General features: G+C 68.2%; 19 protein-coding genes. 7 read left to right on the plus strand and 12 right to left on the minus strand.

What is annotated here, in order from left to right:
- Window positions 1-30: 30 nt before the first annotated feature.
- From rpiA to AAG895_RS05650, 3 genes are all read right to left on the minus strand, one after another.
- A complete protein-coding gene (rpiA, locus tag AAG895_RS05640) occupies window positions 31-732 on the minus strand; it encodes a ribose-5-phosphate isomerase RpiA (protein ID WP_345794553.1) in 702 nt (233 codons plus the stop codon).
- 28 nt (window positions 733-760) lie between these two features.
- Window positions 761-2,011 carry a gephyrin-like molybdotransferase Glp gene (gene glp, locus AAG895_RS05645; protein WP_345794554.1) on the minus strand — a complete coding sequence of 417 codons (1,251 nt, stop codon included), beginning with the start codon at window positions 2,009-2,011 and terminating at the stop codon, window positions 761-763.
- Window positions 2,012-2,213: 202 nt separating this feature from the next.
- A complete protein-coding gene (locus AAG895_RS05650; RefSeq protein WP_345794555.1) occupies window positions 2,214-2,843 on the minus strand; it encodes a c-type cytochrome in 630 nt (209 codons plus the stop codon).
- A 121-nt stretch (window positions 2,844-2,964) separates the two neighbouring features.
- On the opposite strand from AAG895_RS05650, the gene yihA reads away from it, so the two are divergent.
- The 3 genes from yihA to AAG895_RS05665 all read left to right on the plus strand — a co-directional run bounded on the left by yihA (window position 2,965) and on the right by AAG895_RS05665 (window position 5,428).
- Entirely contained in the window at window positions 2,965-3,639 is a 675-nt protein-coding gene (gene yihA / locus AAG895_RS05655; RefSeq protein ID WP_345794556.1) for a ribosome biogenesis GTP-binding protein YihA/YsxC, read from the plus strand.
- Between the two features lie 244 nt (window positions 3,640-3,883).
- Complete coding sequence (gene hemB, locus AAG895_RS05660; protein ID WP_345794557.1) at window positions 3,884-4,900, plus strand: porphobilinogen synthase; 1,017 nt, start codon at window positions 3,884-3,886, stop codon at window positions 4,898-4,900.
- 9 nt (window positions 4,901-4,909) lie between these two features.
- Window positions 4,910-5,428: a GNAT family N-acetyltransferase gene (locus AAG895_RS05665; protein ID WP_345794558.1), complete on the plus strand. Its 519-nt coding sequence runs from the start codon at window positions 4,910-4,912 to the stop codon at window positions 5,426-5,428.
- A 33-nt stretch (window positions 5,429-5,461) separates the two neighbouring features.
- Here AAG895_RS05665 and AAG895_RS05670 read toward each other — a convergent pair whose 3' ends face one another.
- From AAG895_RS05670 to AAG895_RS05680, 3 genes are read right to left on the minus strand one after another with little or no spacing between them, the layout of a single operon-like run.
- Complete coding sequence (locus tag AAG895_RS05670) at window positions 5,462-6,112, minus strand: pyrimidine 5'-nucleotidase (RefSeq protein WP_345794559.1); 651 nt, start codon at window positions 6,110-6,112, stop codon at window positions 5,462-5,464.
- A 32-nt stretch (window positions 6,113-6,144) separates the two neighbouring features.
- Window positions 6,145-7,098, minus strand: a complete 954-nt coding sequence (locus AAG895_RS05675; RefSeq protein WP_345794560.1) for a methyltransferase domain-containing protein — start codon at window positions 7,096-7,098, stop codon at window positions 6,145-6,147.
- Between the two features lie 11 nt (window positions 7,099-7,109).
- Entirely contained in the window at window positions 7,110-7,232 is a 123-nt protein-coding gene (locus tag AAG895_RS05680; protein ID WP_345794561.1) for a hypothetical protein, read from the minus strand.
- A gap of 54 nt (window positions 7,233-7,286) precedes the next feature.
- Here AAG895_RS05680 and AAG895_RS05685 point away from each other — a divergent pair, with 54 nt between their 5' ends.
- Both AAG895_RS05685 and AAG895_RS05690 read left to right on the plus strand, forming a co-directional pair.
- Window positions 7,287-8,009, plus strand: coding sequence for a ComF family protein (locus tag AAG895_RS05685; protein ID WP_345794562.1), 723 nt, complete (start codon window positions 7,287-7,289; stop codon window positions 8,007-8,009).
- A gap of 127 nt (window positions 8,010-8,136) precedes the next feature.
- A complete protein-coding gene (locus AAG895_RS05690; protein WP_345794563.1) occupies window positions 8,137-8,607 on the plus strand; it encodes a tRNA (cytidine(34)-2'-O)-methyltransferase in 471 nt (156 codons plus the stop codon).
- Between the two features lie 21 nt (window positions 8,608-8,628).
- Here AAG895_RS05690 and AAG895_RS05695 read toward each other — a convergent pair whose 3' ends face one another.
- The 6 genes from AAG895_RS05695 to AAG895_RS05720 form a co-directional block, all read right to left on the minus strand.
- Window positions 8,629-9,621 carry an NAD(P)H-dependent glycerol-3-phosphate dehydrogenase gene (locus tag AAG895_RS05695; RefSeq protein ID WP_345794564.1) on the minus strand — a complete coding sequence of 331 codons (993 nt, stop codon included), beginning with the start codon at window positions 9,619-9,621 and terminating at the stop codon, window positions 8,629-8,631.
- Window positions 9,618-10,097 (minus strand): SH3 domain-containing protein, encoded by a 480-nt coding sequence (locus AAG895_RS05700; protein WP_345794565.1) that lies wholly within the window; start codon window positions 10,095-10,097, stop codon window positions 9,618-9,620. The genes AAG895_RS05695 and AAG895_RS05700 overlap by 4 nt, the downstream gene beginning before the upstream one ends.
- Window positions 10,098-10,107: 10 nt before the next feature.
- Entirely contained in the window at window positions 10,108-10,572 is a 465-nt protein-coding gene (gene secB, locus AAG895_RS05705) for a protein-export chaperone SecB (RefSeq protein ID WP_345794566.1), read from the minus strand.
- Window positions 10,573-10,640: 68 nt separating this feature from the next.
- Entirely contained in the window at window positions 10,641-10,910 is a 270-nt protein-coding gene (grxC, locus tag AAG895_RS05710) for a glutaredoxin 3 (RefSeq protein ID WP_345794567.1), read from the minus strand.
- Between the two features lie 2 nt (window positions 10,911-10,912).
- Complete coding sequence (locus tag AAG895_RS05715) at window positions 10,913-11,329, minus strand: rhodanese-like domain-containing protein (protein ID WP_345794568.1); 417 nt, start codon at window positions 11,327-11,329, stop codon at window positions 10,913-10,915.
- A 28-nt stretch (window positions 11,330-11,357) separates the two neighbouring features.
- Window positions 11,358-11,687, minus strand: coding sequence for a metalloregulator ArsR/SmtB family transcription factor (locus AAG895_RS05720; protein ID WP_345795236.1), 330 nt, complete (start codon window positions 11,685-11,687; stop codon window positions 11,358-11,360).
- A gap of 235 nt (window positions 11,688-11,922) precedes the next feature.
- Between AAG895_RS05720 and AAG895_RS05725 the strand changes: the two genes are divergently transcribed.
- Together AAG895_RS05725 and AAG895_RS05730 are read left to right on the plus strand one after the other, a co-directional pair.
- Window positions 11,923-13,293: a peptidoglycan DD-metalloendopeptidase family protein gene (locus AAG895_RS05725; RefSeq protein ID WP_345794569.1), complete on the plus strand. Its 1,371-nt coding sequence runs from the start codon at window positions 11,923-11,925 to the stop codon at window positions 13,291-13,293.
- 49 nt (window positions 13,294-13,342) lie between these two features.
- On the plus strand, window positions 13,343-14,716 hold the full coding sequence (locus tag AAG895_RS05730; RefSeq protein ID WP_345794570.1) for a S41 family peptidase: 1,374 nt from the start codon (window positions 13,343-13,345) through the stop codon (window positions 14,714-14,716).
- Window positions 14,717-14,733: the final 17 nt, after the last annotated feature.

Genomic DNA, 14,733 nt, shown 5'->3' on the forward strand with positions numbered 1-14,733 from the left:
CGAGGAAGCGTGCAGGCTAGCAGGCGATTGTTAAGATTTTGTTGCGTGCAACGCAGCTGAAACCGCCTCCTGCCGGGGCGCGAGACGCTCGACCCCGTTGGCGCCGGCGAGCAGCAGCACGTCGGCGCCGCGCCTGGCGAACAGCCCGTTGGTGACCACGCCGACGATCTGGTTGATCCGTGTCTCCATGTCCGCCGGGTCCGTGATCGCCAGTCCGTGCACGTCGAGGATCAGGTTGCCGTTGTCGGTGACGAAGTCCTTGCGAAGCCGGGGTTCGCCGCCGAGTTGGCGCAGTTCGCGCGCGACATGGCTGCAGGCCATGGGGATGACTTCGACCGGCAGGGGAAAGCGACCCAGGACGTCCACGCGCTTGCTCGCGTCACAGATGCAGATGAAGCGCCCCGACACCGCGGCGACGATCTTCTCGCGCGTCAGTGCGCCGCCGCCGCCCTTGATCATCGCGAAATGGCCGTCGATCTCGTCGGCGCCATCGACGTACACCGGCAGCGTCTCGATCCCGTTGAGGTCGAACACCTCGATGCCGTGTGCGCGCAGGCGCCGGGTGCTCGCCTCCGAGCTGGAGACCGCCCCGAGGATGCGGTCGCGCCTGGAGGCGAGGGCATCGATGAAGTGGTTGACGGTCGATCCGGTTCCGACGCCGACGATGCTGGCGTCGGCGATGTAGTCGAGTGCCGCACAGGCTGCGGCTTTCTTGAGTTCGTCCTGGGTCATCGAGGGATTCTGCCTGCGGGGCGGGCGCTCAAACGAGGCCGTTGAAGGGTTGCACGAGGACCATGTCGCCCGTCTGCACCGCGGCGCAGTCTTCGGGCAGCACGATGAAGCAGTCGGCCTCGGACATGGAGCGCAGCACGCCCGAGCCTTGCGCGCCGGCAAGCGTGACCGCAAGTCCGTCGGCGCTGCGTTGCAGTCGACCGCGAAGGTATTCGACACGACCGGGCTGTTTCCGCATGGCGAAGTCGGCGCGCACCGGGAAGCGCTCGGCCGGTGGTAGCGGGCTCACGCCCATGAGCTTGAGCAGGGCGTCCTGCACGAACTGGTAGAACGTGACCATGACTGCCACCGGGTTGCCCGGGAGCCCGAACAGCACGGCGCCGCCGATCCGACCGAAGGCCATGGGCCGGCCTGGCTTGATGGCGAGCTTCCAGAACGCGACCTCGCCCAGGCGCCCCATCATCTCGCGGATGAAGTCGGCCTCGCCAACCGAGACGCCGCCGCTCGTGATGACGACGTCGGCCGCTTGCGCGGCATCGCGGAAAGCGGCTTCGAGGGCGTCGGGGCGGTCGGGTACCACTCCCATGTCGAGCAGTTCGCAGCCCAGGCGCGACAGGGCACCGAACAGGGTGTAGCGATTGCTGTCGTAAACCTCGCCGGGACCGAGCGGCCGACCGATCGAGGCGATTTCGTCACCCGTGGACAGGATTGCCACTCGCAGTCGCCTGTGCACCGACACCTCGGCGATCCCGAGCGAGGCGATGAGACCGATCTCGGCAGGACCACAGCGACGGCCTGCGGCCAGCGCCACACTGCCTTCGGCGAGGTCCTCGCCGGCACGGCGCAGGTTCTGGCCGCGTTTCTGGCCGGGCGGGACGAAGACCACGTCGTGCTCGCGGCGCGCCACCTCCTGCACCACGATGGTATCCGCACCTTGCGGTATCGACGCGCCGGTCATGATGCGCACGGCCTGGGCCGGACCGACGATCCCCGAGAAGGGGCGCCCGGCAAACGCAGTGCCGACCACTGCGAGACCGGTTTCGGTATCGGACGCAAGATCCTGCGCACGCACCGCGTACCCGTCCATCGCCGAATTGTCGTGCGCAGGCACGTTGTAGGGCGCGACGATGTCCTCCGCCAGCACGCGGGCGAGCGCGGCGCGAACCGGGACGCGCTCCCAGCCGGTTACGGCAGCGAGGCTGTCAAGAATCCTGGCGCGCGCCGCGTCCACTGCGAGCAGGCTGCGGCTGCTTGTGTCGTCTGCGGGGGAGGTGGTCATGAAGCTGCTCCCGATCGTGTCTGTGGAGCGCCCTGTGCTCGCACCCCCAGTGCTCGATGAGCCGCTCGCTGACGGGTGAGGGACCGGGGGGTGGGGCCGGGTGTGTCGGGATCAGGCCGAGTCGAGTCGCGGACGGGGCGTGTGGCCTAGCCGGAACCGACGGGGCGGCGAGTACCGCCCCGCGATGGTGAATGCGCCGCGCTCAGCGCAGGCCGGCCGCGTAGTCGGAAACGGCCTTGATCTCGGGGTCGGTCATCTTGATCGCGATCGTTCGCATCATGCTGTTCGGGTCGTTCTTGCGAACGCCATCGCGGAACGCCTTCATCTGCGTGTCGATGTATTCGGCGAACTGGCCGGAGAGGCGCGGGTATTGCGCCGGCATGCCTGCGCCAGCGGGACCGTGGCAGGCCGCGCAAGCGGGTACGCCCTTGGAGGCGATGCCGGCGCGCCAGATCTGCTGGCCGAGTTCGATGGTCTCGAGGTTCTTGGCAGGCTCGGGCTGGAGCTCGAAGGAGGCGAAGTACTTGGCGAGGGCGCGCATGTCGGGCTCCTCGAGCGCGGCGACCATGCCGCCCATGATCGCGTTCTCACGTACCGGCGGGTTGCCGTTCCAGCCCTTGAACTCGCGCAGCTGTTTGAAGAGGTAGTCCTCGTGCTGCCCGGCGATCTTGGGGTTGGCCGGCAACTGGCTGTTGCCATCGGCCATGTGACAGGCGGCGCAGAGCGTTTCGGCGGTCTGTTTCGCCTTGTCGAGATCCGGAGCCTGGTCCTGGGCCTGGAGGCTGCCAGCGAGAAGCAGCAACGACGAGAGCAGCAGGGAACGCTTGATCATGGTGTCCTCGGAAAGCCGTGAGTGATTTTTTCAAACGAGGTATTCTATAACACGAAAGCCGGATTGCGCGATGCGATGAAGGCTTTCTCCCGCAGCCAACCGGTTTTTCGCCGATTTTTTCATGCCTCTGTTCCGCAACGCACAATTCGAGATTTCCATCGCCAAGCCCTCTGGGCTTCCAGTCCCCTCGGGTCCGGAGATCGCGTTCGCGGGGCGCTCGAATGCCGGCAAGTCGAGTGCCATCAACACGCTGGCAGGCCATGTGCGCCTGGCTTACGTGTCGAAAACCCCGGGGCGCACCCAGCTGATTAACTTCTTTCGCCTCAATTCGGGCGCCTTGCTGGTCGACCTCCCGGGCTACGGCTACGCAGCGGTTCCGGAGAAGATCCGCCGTCAGTGGCAGGGACTGATCGAGACCTACCTGAAGACGCGCGAGAGCCTGATCGGGCTCGTGCTGATCATGGACTCGCGTCACCCGCTCACGCCGCTGGACCGGAAGATGATCGACTGGTTCGCACCGTCGGGCCGGCCGATGCACGTGCTGCTCACCAAGAGCGACAAGCTCTCGCGCGGAGCGGCCGCCGCGGCGCTGCAGTTGGTGCGCAGCGAACTGCGCGCGCTTGGGCCGCAGGTCACCGTCCAGCTCTTCTCGAGCCTGAAGAAGAGCGGGGTCGAGGAGGTCGAGACCGTGATCGGCGGCTGGCTGAGCGGCGAGCCGGCCGCTTTCGAGGACGTGGGCGCGACTGCTCACGCGACGTCGGCCGAAAAAACAAAAGCCCCCGACCAGGGGACGTAGTCGGGGGCCAAAAATGCCTCACCGGGCGTGAGGCACCCGCTCAGGGAGGTGAAGCGGGAGATGGCCGGCAAGCGGCCGGGCGCCATCTGCTTGCTAAGATGCAGTCACCTCCGGGAAAGTTCCGCACGTTATCTGCCTGTCGGCGACGCGCGCACTTTGCCTGCTGCTCAAGGCCGCCTTTCGCTTGCGCGGCGAACGCAGCGATGAACCACCGATCTCCGATCGACGACCAGAGAGAAACACGATGCGACCCACTGGAGCCTTTCCTTCGATCCGCATGCGCCGCATGCGTCGCGACGATTTTTCCCGCCGCCTGATGCGCGAGCATGTGCTCACGGCCAACGACCTGATCTACCCGGTGTTCGTGCTCGATGGCGCGTCGCGGAGCGAGGCCGTGCCGTCCATGCCGGGGGTCGAGCGCGTCACGATCGACCGCCTGCTGGGTGTCGCCGAGCAGGCGCTGGAACTCGGCGTGCCTGCGCTCGCGCTGTTCCCTGTGATCGACGCCGCTGGCAAGAGCGACGGTGCCGAGGAGGCCTGGAACCCGAGCGGTCTGGTGCCGCGCACGGTCCAGGCGCTGAAGGCGCGCTTCCCGGAGCTGGGGGTGATCACCGACGTTGCGCTCGACCCCTACACCAGCCACGGCCAGGACGGCCTGATCGACCCGGCCGACCCGCGCGGCTACGTGATGAACGACGAGACCCTGGAGGCGCTCGCGAGGCAGGCGCTATGTCACGCCGAGGCGGGCGCCGACGTGGTCGCGCCCTCGGACATGATGGATGGCCGCATCGGGCGCATCCGCAACGAGCTCGACCGCGCGGGGCACATCCACACCCGCATCCTGGCCTACTCGGCGAAGTACGCATCGAGCTTTTATGGCCCCTTCCGCGATGCGGTGGGGTCCGCCGGCAATCTGGGCAAGGGCAACAAGTACACCTATCAGATGGACCCGGCCAACAGCGACGAGGCCATTCGCGAGGTCGCGCTCGACATCGCGGAGGGCGCGGACATGTTCATGGTCAAGCCGGGCATGCCGTATCTGGACATCGTGCGCCGCGTCAAGAAGGAACTCGAGGTGCCGACCTACGCCTATCAGGTGAGCGGCGAGTACGCGATGCTCAAGGCGGCGGCCGCCAATGGCTGGCTGGACGAGAGGGCTTGCGCGCTCGAGGCCTTGCTCGCCTTCAAGCGCGCCGGCGCCGATGGCATCCTGACCTATTTCGCGCTCGACGCCGCGCGCTGGCTCAGGGACGCTGCCTGAGGGGCGGTGTTGAGCCGCGGGAGCGACGCTCTGCACGAGCCGGCAGCGGTCGTGCTGCGCCTGCTGCGCGCAGATGACCTGCCGGCGGTGCTCGCCATCCAGCGTTCGGCCTACGGCGACGGCTACCAGGAGTCGGCCGCGGTCCTCGGGCGCAAGCGGGAGCTTGCCCCGGCGGCGTGCTGGATCGCGCACGCGGGGCAGATGGCGGTCGGGTACGTTCTTGCGCACCCCTGGGATACGCTCGGGGCGCCGCCGCTGCACGCACCGCTGCCTGCGCTGCCGACAGGCGCGGACCGCGGCTTCGTGCACGATCTGGCTGTGATGCCGGCGGCGCGCGGACTGGGGGTGGCGGCAGGGCTGCTCGCGCGCGTGTGCGCGTGGTCTTCCGCCGCCGGCCACCGGGGCATGCGCCTGGTGGCGCTCGCCGATGCGGCGCCGTTCTGGGCGCGCCAGGGTTTCAGTCCGCTTCCAGTCGCGCTGCCCGCGGCCTACGGTGACGGGGCGTGCCTGATGGAGCGCTTGCGCTGAGCTTCGCGACCGGCCGTGGCAAGGGGCGCTGCGTCAGCGCACCAGGACGTGCCCGAGGCGGCGACGCAGATCGAGGACGTTCGGGATCCGCAGGTCAACGTAGGACGGCGTGCGCAGCCCTCCGCCGACGAGCACCGTGCGCATGCCCAGCCGCTTGGCGGTACGCAGGTTCACCGGCGAATCCTCGACCATGATGCATTGGGCCGCATTCAGGCGTTGGCGGTGGAGCAGGCTGCGGTAGGCGCGGATGCCGGGCTTGGGCTGGTAGCCGAGGTCCTCGATGCCGACCACGTCCGCGAACAGGCGGCGTATCCCCATGATCGACAGAGCGGCCTGAGCATAGTGGCGCGGCGCGTTGGAGAACACGATCTTGCGTCCGGGCAGATGGCGCAGCATGCCGCGGAGTGCGCGCTCGAACACCATCATCTCGTGCAGGCGGTCGAAGCGGTGTGTCTCGAGCAGGAAGTGGTCGGGGTCGGTGGCGTGATGGCGCATCAGGCCCAGCAGGGTGGCGCCATAGCGCTGCCAGTACTGCATGCGCAGGGCGTTGGCCTCGTCCAGGCCCAGGCCCAGGTGCTGTTCGAGGTAGCGCGTCATGCTCCGGTTGATGTGCGGAAAGATGTGCGGACTCGCGTTATGCAGCGTGTTGTCGAGGTCGAACAGCCAGACGGGTTGGCTCGGCATGGGTGGGTTCCGCGCTGTGGATGAGAGCCGCTTCAACGTGGGCTTGGACGAGGCTGGAAGCGCACGATGCTACGCCCGTCCTCGGTGGTCTTGGGGGCGGCCTTCCAGGCGTGGCCCTGGATGATCTCGAAGCTTGCGGGCAGGCGCCCGTCGCGACGCAGGCGCTCGTAGGCGGCGCGTGCCTGCGCCCACTCCGTGCGGCCGGAGAGTCCGCGCGGACGTCCGACCGCGGCATTCGTGCCGCCGCTGGCGCGCAAGTCCTCGAGCAGGCCGTCGAACTCGGCGTACGTGAGGGTGAGCATCTCCATGTCCATCACCGGATCGGTGAAGCCTGCCTGCACGAGCGCGTCACCGAGATCGTGCATGTCGATGAAGCGGTGCACGCGATCGCCGCGATGCGCGGGAAGGGCGGCGCGCAGTTCCCTCAGCGTGTCGGGCCCCAGGGTGGAGAACATCAGCAAGCCGTCGACTTCGAGGCAGCGGTGGATCTCGCGGAATACCGGCAGGGGGTCGTCCACTGCGGGCAGCATCAGGTTCGACCACACCAGGCCCAGGCTGGCGCGCGCGCAGGGCAGGGCGCGCGCGTCGGCGACGAGGTGTGGCAGTGCCGCCGGGGCGCTGCGCAGCAGCCGGCGCAGCAGGCCGCCGCCGGCCTGCGGACGAAGGCGTGCGCTGGCCCGCCCCAACATGGCCGGCGCAAAGTCGGCGGCAAGCAGGGTCGCTTCGGGAAAACGCTCCGCCAGGCGCGGCAGGTCTGCACCCGTGCCGCAGCCCAGGTCGAGGATGCGGCGCGGTGCGATGCGAATGTAGTCGAGACGCTCGTCCATGCGCCGCGCGACCTCGCGCATGAGCACGTCGGCGCGGTCGCAGGTGGCTGCGGCACGCTCGAAACGCCGCCGCAAGAGGTCGCGGTCGAGTGCCAACTCGGCGGGCTTCGCGTCCGGCCCGGCAGCGGCCTGCGCGGGAGGGTCGGCGGGTGTGGCCATCGTCGCCGCGCTCAGACGCCGCGAGCGCAGGGGCGCGCGCGCAGCCGGGTGGCCTCGATCATGCGCCAGCGCGCGCGTGCGGCATCCGCCACGGCTGCGCCCGGATGCTCGAGCGTGGCTGAACTCATTGTCATTTCAGGCGTTCCGGGCTGTAATTACGAGGCCCGAATGTTCTTCCATGGACGGAAATGTTGTCAAATGCGCCGCGTCACCTGCATTCACTGTGGCTCAGGGTCGCCGACCTGCTCGCGCCGCAGGACTGCTTCGTCTGCGGCGCCGAGTCGGGCGGGGAGGCCGTCTGCGCCACCTGCGCCGACGACCTGCCTCGCCGACCCGATTCCGCCTGCCGGCGTTGCGGGCTGCCTGGACTCGGGGGAGGGCCTTGCCTGGCCTGTCAGCGCGATCCTCCGGCCTACGACGCCACCGTGGCGGTGTTCGAGTTCACCTTCCCGGTGGACGTCATGGTGCATGCGCTGAAGTATCGGCATCAGCTCGCGATGGCGCACTTCCTCGGGGCTGCGCTGGCGGCGCGCGGCATGGACTTCGGCCCCGACGCCGACTTGGTGCTGCCCATGCCGTTGCATCCGCACCGCCTCGCCGAACGCGGCTTCAACCAGGCGGTGGAATTGGCGCGACCGTTCGTGCGTGCGCGCGGGCTGCCGCTCGGGTTGGCGGTCGCGCGCAAGCTGCGTGACCTGCCGTCGCAGGCTGGCATGGACCGCGACGCGCGGCTGCTCAGCCCGCGCGGAGCTTTCGCGTGCGACGCGAGCCTCGACGGACGGCGCGTCATCGTCATCGACGACGTGATGACCACCGGCGCCACGCTCGACGCGCTTGCACGCTGCCTCAAGCAGCAGGGCGCGAGCTGGGTGGGCAATCTTGTCCTCGCGCGCACGCTGGCGCCCTACTGAATCGCCCTCGACAGCGGTAGACTCTCGCGCTTTCCGGCATGCGCGCGCCGAGCCGATGCCTCGCCGCGGGCGCCGACCGCCTTCACGCCCGGGCATAAGAAGCGCCTCCTCACGAGCTCATCGGAAGATGTTCGAAATCGTCCTCTACCAACCCGAGATTCCGCCCAACACGGGCAATATCATCCGGCTTGCGGCCAATACTGGGTCGCGCCTCCACCTCGTCGAGCCTCTCGGTTTCGATCTGTCCGACAAGCAGCTCGCGCGGGCGGGGCTGGACTACCACGATCTGACCTGCGTGACCGTGCATCCAGACTGGGGGCGATGCATGCAAGCGCTTGCCGGCCGCCGACTGTTTGCCCTCAGCACGCGCGGCCGTCGGCGCCACGATCATGTGGACTATCGGGCCGGCGACGCGCTCGTTTTCGGGCCGGAGAGCCGGGGCTTGCCCGACGAAGTGCTGCACGGTTTTCCCCTCGAGGCGCGCATCCGTATCCCGATGCGGCCGACCAACCGGAGCGTCAATCTGTCGAACGCGGTGGCGATCGTGGTTTACGAGGGGTGGCGCCAGCTCGGCTTCGCTGGCGCGAAGGACGTCTGAGCCCGGTCCGACCGGGCAGCGTCACTCTTCGCGCGGGTCGCGCGCGAGCAGGCGCTCGACCGCGCTGCGCGCGTTGAGACCGTGGTGAAGCAGTGCGTCGATGGCCTCGCACACCGGCATCTCGACCCCGTGTCGTTGTGCGAGGCGGACCACTTCGCGCGCGGTCGATACGCCCTCGGCGACATGACCGAGCTCGCTCAGGATATCGGCGAGGCTCTTGCCCTGGGCGAGCGCGAGGCCGACGCGGCGGTTGCGCGACAGGTCGCCGGTGCAGGTGAGGATGAGGTCGCCCATGCCGGCCAGCCCCATGAGGGTCTCGCTGCGGCCGGCGAGCGCACGCGCGAGGCGTGCGATCTCCGCCAGCCCGCGGGTGATCAGTGCGGCGCGGGCGTTGAGTCCGAAGCCCATGCCGTCGGAGACGCCGGCGGCGATCGCCATCACGTTCTTCACTGCGCCGCCTACCTCGCAGCCGACGAGGTCGGTATTCGCATAGATGCGCAGCAGGGGCTGGTGCAGCACGCCCACCCAGTGGTGCGCGAACGTGGCGTCGCGAGCCGCGAGCGTGACCGCTGCGGGCAGGCCGCGCGCGACCTCGGCGGCGAAGCTGGGGCCAGTGAGCACGCCGCATGGGGCGTCGGGGCCGAGTTCCTCGGTGATGATCTCGTGCGGCAGCAGGCCACTGCCCGCTTCAAAGCCCTTGCATGCCCACAGCAGCGGCGTGCCTGGGCGCAGCTGCCGGAGTTGGCGTGCGGTTTCGCGCAGCCCGGCGAGCGGCGTGACCACCAGGTGGAGGTCGGCCTGCTCGGCTGCGGTGCGGAAATCGGCCTGGATGCCCAGCGTGTCGTGCAGTCGCACGCCCGGCAGATAGCGGCGGTTCTCGCGCAGGTGGGCGATCTCCTCGAGATGAGGGCGGTCGCGTCCCCACAGGCTGACTTCGTGGGTATTGCAGAATGCCTGAGCGAGCGCTGTGCCCCAGGCGCCCGCGCCGAACACGGCGATGCGGCAGCGGATCACAGCCCCCAGACCTCGCTCGCGCGCACGTAGCCCTCGAGGCCCTGTGCATGACGCACGCGCGCCCAGCCGAGGGTGGGTGGTTCTGCGAGTTCGAGCACGACGCGGCGGGTCGCCTCGAAGGCGGGTGCTGCGGTTTCCCTGGGCTCGCGCCGAATGACGGCGCGCTCTGCGGTGACGAGGACGGTACGGCGGGTGCTGAGCGCCTGGCGCTCGACCCAGTTCAGCGCGCCCTCGGGGTCGCGTACCCTGACCCAGCCGTCTTGCGAGACGACGATCTCGACCGGGGTGCCAGGGAGCAGGCGGAACAGCTGACGCCCTTCGCTGGAGGGTGCGTCGCGCACGATCAGCGCGCTCCCGGCCGAGCGGTACTCGATCGCCTGCGCGGCAACAGGACCGGAGACCGCGCACAGCATGACGACGGCCAGGGCAAGTCGCCCCGGCGATGGTGTTGCGGTGACGCGGCGCTCGCGGTTCATCTGGCAGGGCTCACTGGATGGGTACTTCGCCCGCGGCCTGTTGTGCGGCCTGCTGGCGTTGGGCCTGGTAGAGCGACTCGAAATTGACCGGCGACAGCAGCACGGGTTGGAAGCCGGCGCGAGTGACGGCGTCGGATACCGCCTCGCGGGCATAGGGGAAGAGGATGTTCGGGCAGCCGATCATCATCACCGGCTCGAGGTCGCTCTCGGGCAGGTTGCGGATCTGGAAGATGCCAGCCTGGGCGACTTCGACCAGGAAGAGGTTGCGATCCTCGCCGATCTTGGCGCTGACCGTCACGGTGAGGGTGACCTCATAGACGCCGTCCTCGACGGCCTGACCGGACGTGCGCAGTTGCACGTTGATCTGCGGGGTCTCGCGCTCGAGGAAGACCTGCGGAGCGCCGGGCACTTCCAGCGACAGGTCCTTCACGTAGAGCTTTTCGATCGAGAAGACGGGTTGGGTGTTTTCAGCCATGAAGGGGCATCCGGTGAGGTTGAGGGCGGCCGCGGGGGAGTCGGTGCGGCGCGTCGTTTAAGCGGGGGTCAGGCGCGCTCGCCGCGCAGCAGCGGGTCGAGCTTGCCTGCGCGCTCGAGCGCGTAGAGGTCGTCGCAGCCGCCGACATGGTAGTCGCCAATGAAGATCTGTGGAACCGTCCTCCGTCCGCTCGCCTTCATCATCTCCTCCCGTCGGGCAGGCTCGAGGTCCACGCGAATCAGTTCCAGCCCGGTCACCCCTTTGTGCTGCAGCAGCTGTTCGGCACGGATGCAGTAAGGGCAGGTGGCCGTCGCGTACATGCGGACGTGAGGCTGCATGCTCATTTTCTCTTGCGGCTGACCGGCTGGCCGGCCTTCTGCCATTCCATCATGCCGCCGCGCAGGTTGTAGATGCGATTGAAGCCCGCCTTCCTGAGCTGGCTTGCAGCGCTGCCCGAGCGCGCGCCAGTCGCGCAGCACAGGATCACCGGGTGATCCTTCCACTTCTCCAACTCCTTGCCGCGACGCTCCATCTCGCCGGCAGGGATGTGGCGGGCGTTGGGAATGTGGCCTTGGGCATACTCGCCCTGCTCGCGGACGTCGATGACGATCGCGTCCTCGCGGTTAACGAGCATTGTCGCCTCGACCGGGGAAAGCTGGCTCTTGTCGCCACGGTTGCGAATCAGGTCGACCATGAGCCAGGCGCCCGAGACGGCGGCGAGTGCGGCCCAATACCAGTTCTGTTGCAGGAATTCCACTGAAAGGTGCTCCGTTTTGGGGTGGGGGTCAGCGCTCGTCCGGCTCGACGCCGCAGAAGACTTCACGCATGAGGACGATAAGCTGCAGCGTACGCTCGTCGCAGACGCGGTAGAAGACGCGATTGGCATCCTTGCGCGTCTGCAGCACACCCTTGTCGCGCAGGATCGCGAGGTGCTGCGAGATGTTGCTTTGCGAAGTGCCCACCGCCTCGACGATGTCCTGCACGCACTCCTCGCCGCTGCCGAGCACGCACAGGATCTTGAGGCGCAAGGGGTGCGCGATCGCCTTCAGCGCGCGCGCCGCGGTTTCGATGTGCTCATGTTTGTCGATGAGCGCGGAGATGTCGTCTTTGTTCACGATGGGGCCGGAATGGGCAAAGCGGTAGTATAAAATATTGCGTTGTCCCGATGCAGGGGATCGTGCCTTACGGTCCGCGCATCCGCCTTGTCCCCGCTGCGGAAAATCCATGTATCAGATCGCCCTTTCAATTCACGAACCGCCTCGCAGCGGCGCGTGTGCCACCCCGCGCATGGCGTGGCGGCCGGGCTGCGACAATTCTCCGTGCGTCTCCGGCTGTGGACGGGGCTGAGCCTTGAACGATTGCGGAGGGGTGGGCCGCGTGCTGCGCGTGCGCATTGTCTGGGCCTTGGTCGCCGCGATGACTGCGGGCTTTGGCGGGGGGCTCCCCGGCGCGGCGCAGGCGCAACCGGCGGGGGAGATCTCGGAGCGCCGTTCCGATCTCGATGAACTCAAGCAGCGCATTCGTGACCTCCAGAACGAGATGGCCCGCACGGAGGCCAGCCGCTCGAACGCGGTCAAGGCCCTGGCGGAGTCGGAGCGCGCGGTGTCTCGGGTGACGCGCGAACTCGCGCGAGTCGAGCGCGAACGCAAGGACGCCGAAAAGAAGCTCGCGGTCCTCGAGGCCGAGCAGCGCGAGACTGCCGCACGCATCGATGCCCGCCGCGGCGAGCTGGGGGAATGGCTGCGCAGGCACTACGTGCATGGTGCGGCCGACAGCATGGCGCCGCTGCTGTCGGCGCGCGATCCCAACCAGCTCGCCCGCGATGCGCACTACCTCGAACACCTCGGGCGTGCGCGCCTCACGCTGATCGAGGGCTTGCGCACCGATCTCGACCAGACGCGCCAGCGCGCGCAGGAGATCCATTCACGGCGCGACCGGCTCGCCTCGCTCGAGGACGAGCAGCGCGCACGGCGCGGCGAGCTGCAATCCGAGCAGGCGCGCCGCAAGCAGGCGCTGGCCGAGGTCTCGAGCCAGCTGCAGGCACAGAAGAAGGAGGTCGGCTCGCTGCAGCAGGACGAGCAGCGTCTGGCCAAGGTCATCGACACCCTCGTCAAGCGTGCCCGTGAGGCTGCCGCGCGCGAGGCCGCGCGTCAGCTCGCGGCCCAGCGGGAAGCCGAACGTCGTGCAGCCGAGGCGCTGGCCGCGCAGGCGCGTGCCGCCCGCGATGGGGCGGACAGGCGTCCCGCGAGCCCGCCGCCGCGTGCTGCCGAGCCGGTGGTGGGCGAGGTGCGCGATGCCGCCGGCCCGACGCCGACCGGGGTGCGTTTCAGCCAGCTGCGCGGCCAGCTGCGCTTTCCGGTACGGGGCGAACTCGTGGGTCGCTTCGGCGCTCCAAGGGCGGAAGGTGGCACGACATGGAAAGGTGTGTTCATCCGCGCCGGCGCAGGGTCCGACGTGCGCGCGGTCGCGGGAGGCGAGGTGGTCTTTTCCGACTGGCTCCGCGGCTATGGCAACCTGATCATCGTGGACCACGGGAGCGACTACCTGTCGATCTACGGCAACAACGATGCCCTCCTCAAGGAGGTCGGCGATCGGGTCGCGGGAGGCGACGCGATCGCCAACGTGGGGGCGGGCGGGGTCGGTAACGAATCGGGTTTATACTTCGAAATCCGTCATCAGGGGCAGCCGCTCGACCCGATGCAGTGGGTGCGGCTCAACTAGTCATGACGGCACGGCCGGCCATCGAAGCCGGCGCATCATTGGAGTTCTCATGCGCAGCAGCAAGCTGAAACAGTTCGGCCTCGTGATGACCGGCATGGTGGCCGGGGTCATGATCAGTCTCAATTTTTCTGCCAACGCCGATCGCAGCACGCAGGTGCCCTTGCCGGTCGAGGAGTTGCGCGCCTACGCCGACGTGTTCAATGCGATCAAGCAGGGGTACGTCGAGCCGGTCGAAGACAAGAAGCTGATCACCGACTCGATCAGCGGCATGCTGTCCGGCCTGGATCCCCACTCCGCCTACCTCGACGCCGAAGCCTTCAAGGACCTGCAGGTCGGTACCCAGGGCGAGTTCGGTGGTCTCGGCATCGAGGTCGGCATGGAGGATGGCTTCGTCAAGGTGATCTCGCCGATCGAGGATACCCCGGCGTTCCGCGCGGGCGTGCTGGCGGGCGACCTGATCGTCAAGCTCGACGACACCCCGGTGAAGGGCATGAGCCTCAACGATGCAGTCAAGCGCATGCGCGGCAAGCCGCGTACCGACATCACCCTCACCATCATGCGCAAGGGCGAGTCGCGTCCGATCGTGATCACGCTCACCCGGGAAGTGATCAAGGTGCAGAGCGTGAAGTCGAAGGTCATCGAGCCCGGTTATGCCTACCTGCGCATTGCCCAGTTCCAGGAGAACACCGCCGCGTCGGTGGTCGAGCATCTGAACAAGCTCAGCGCGGAGGGGCCGATGCAGGGCCTCGTGCTCGACCTGCGCAACGACCCGGGCGGGCTCCTCCACGGCGCGGTTGGCGTATCGGCGGCTTTTCTGCCTGCGGATACCCTGGTCGTGTCCACTGACGGCCGGACCGAGGACGCCAAGCGTGAGTATCGCGCCACGCCGTCCGATTACCTGCGCGGCACGCGCGACGACTTCCTTCGCCGCCTGCCTGCGGTGGCCAAGGACGTGCCGATGGTCGTGCTGGTCAACGCCGGTTCGGCTTCCGCATCCGAGATCGTCGCGGGCGCGCTGCAGGATCACAAGCGCGCCAAGGTCATGGGTACGCAGACCTTCGGCAAGGGCTCGGTGCAGACCATCCTGCCGCTCAACAACAGCACCGCGATCAAGCTCACCACCGCGCGCTACTACACCCCGAGCGGGCGCTCGATCCAGGCCAAGGGCATCGAGCCCGACTTCGTGGTCGAGGAAACCGCCAATGGTTCGAGCCGCCGTGTGCGCGAGGCCGATCTTCTGCGCCACCTCGATAACGGCAAGGAGGCTGAAGCGCCCGTCAAGGAAGCGGCGCCTGCTGCACCCGCTGGCGAGGACGGCGAGTCCGAGCCGGTGCGCTTCGAGCTTGCAGGCGAGGACGACCACCAGTTGCAGCAGGCCATCCGCCTTCTCAAGGGTGAGCAGATCGTCCAGAATCAGCACTAGACCACGACCGGAGGAGG

This window comes from Thauera sp. JM12B12 (genome assembly GCF_039614725.1).
Classification (GTDB): Bacteria; Pseudomonadota; Gammaproteobacteria; order Burkholderiales; family Rhodocyclaceae; genus Thauera.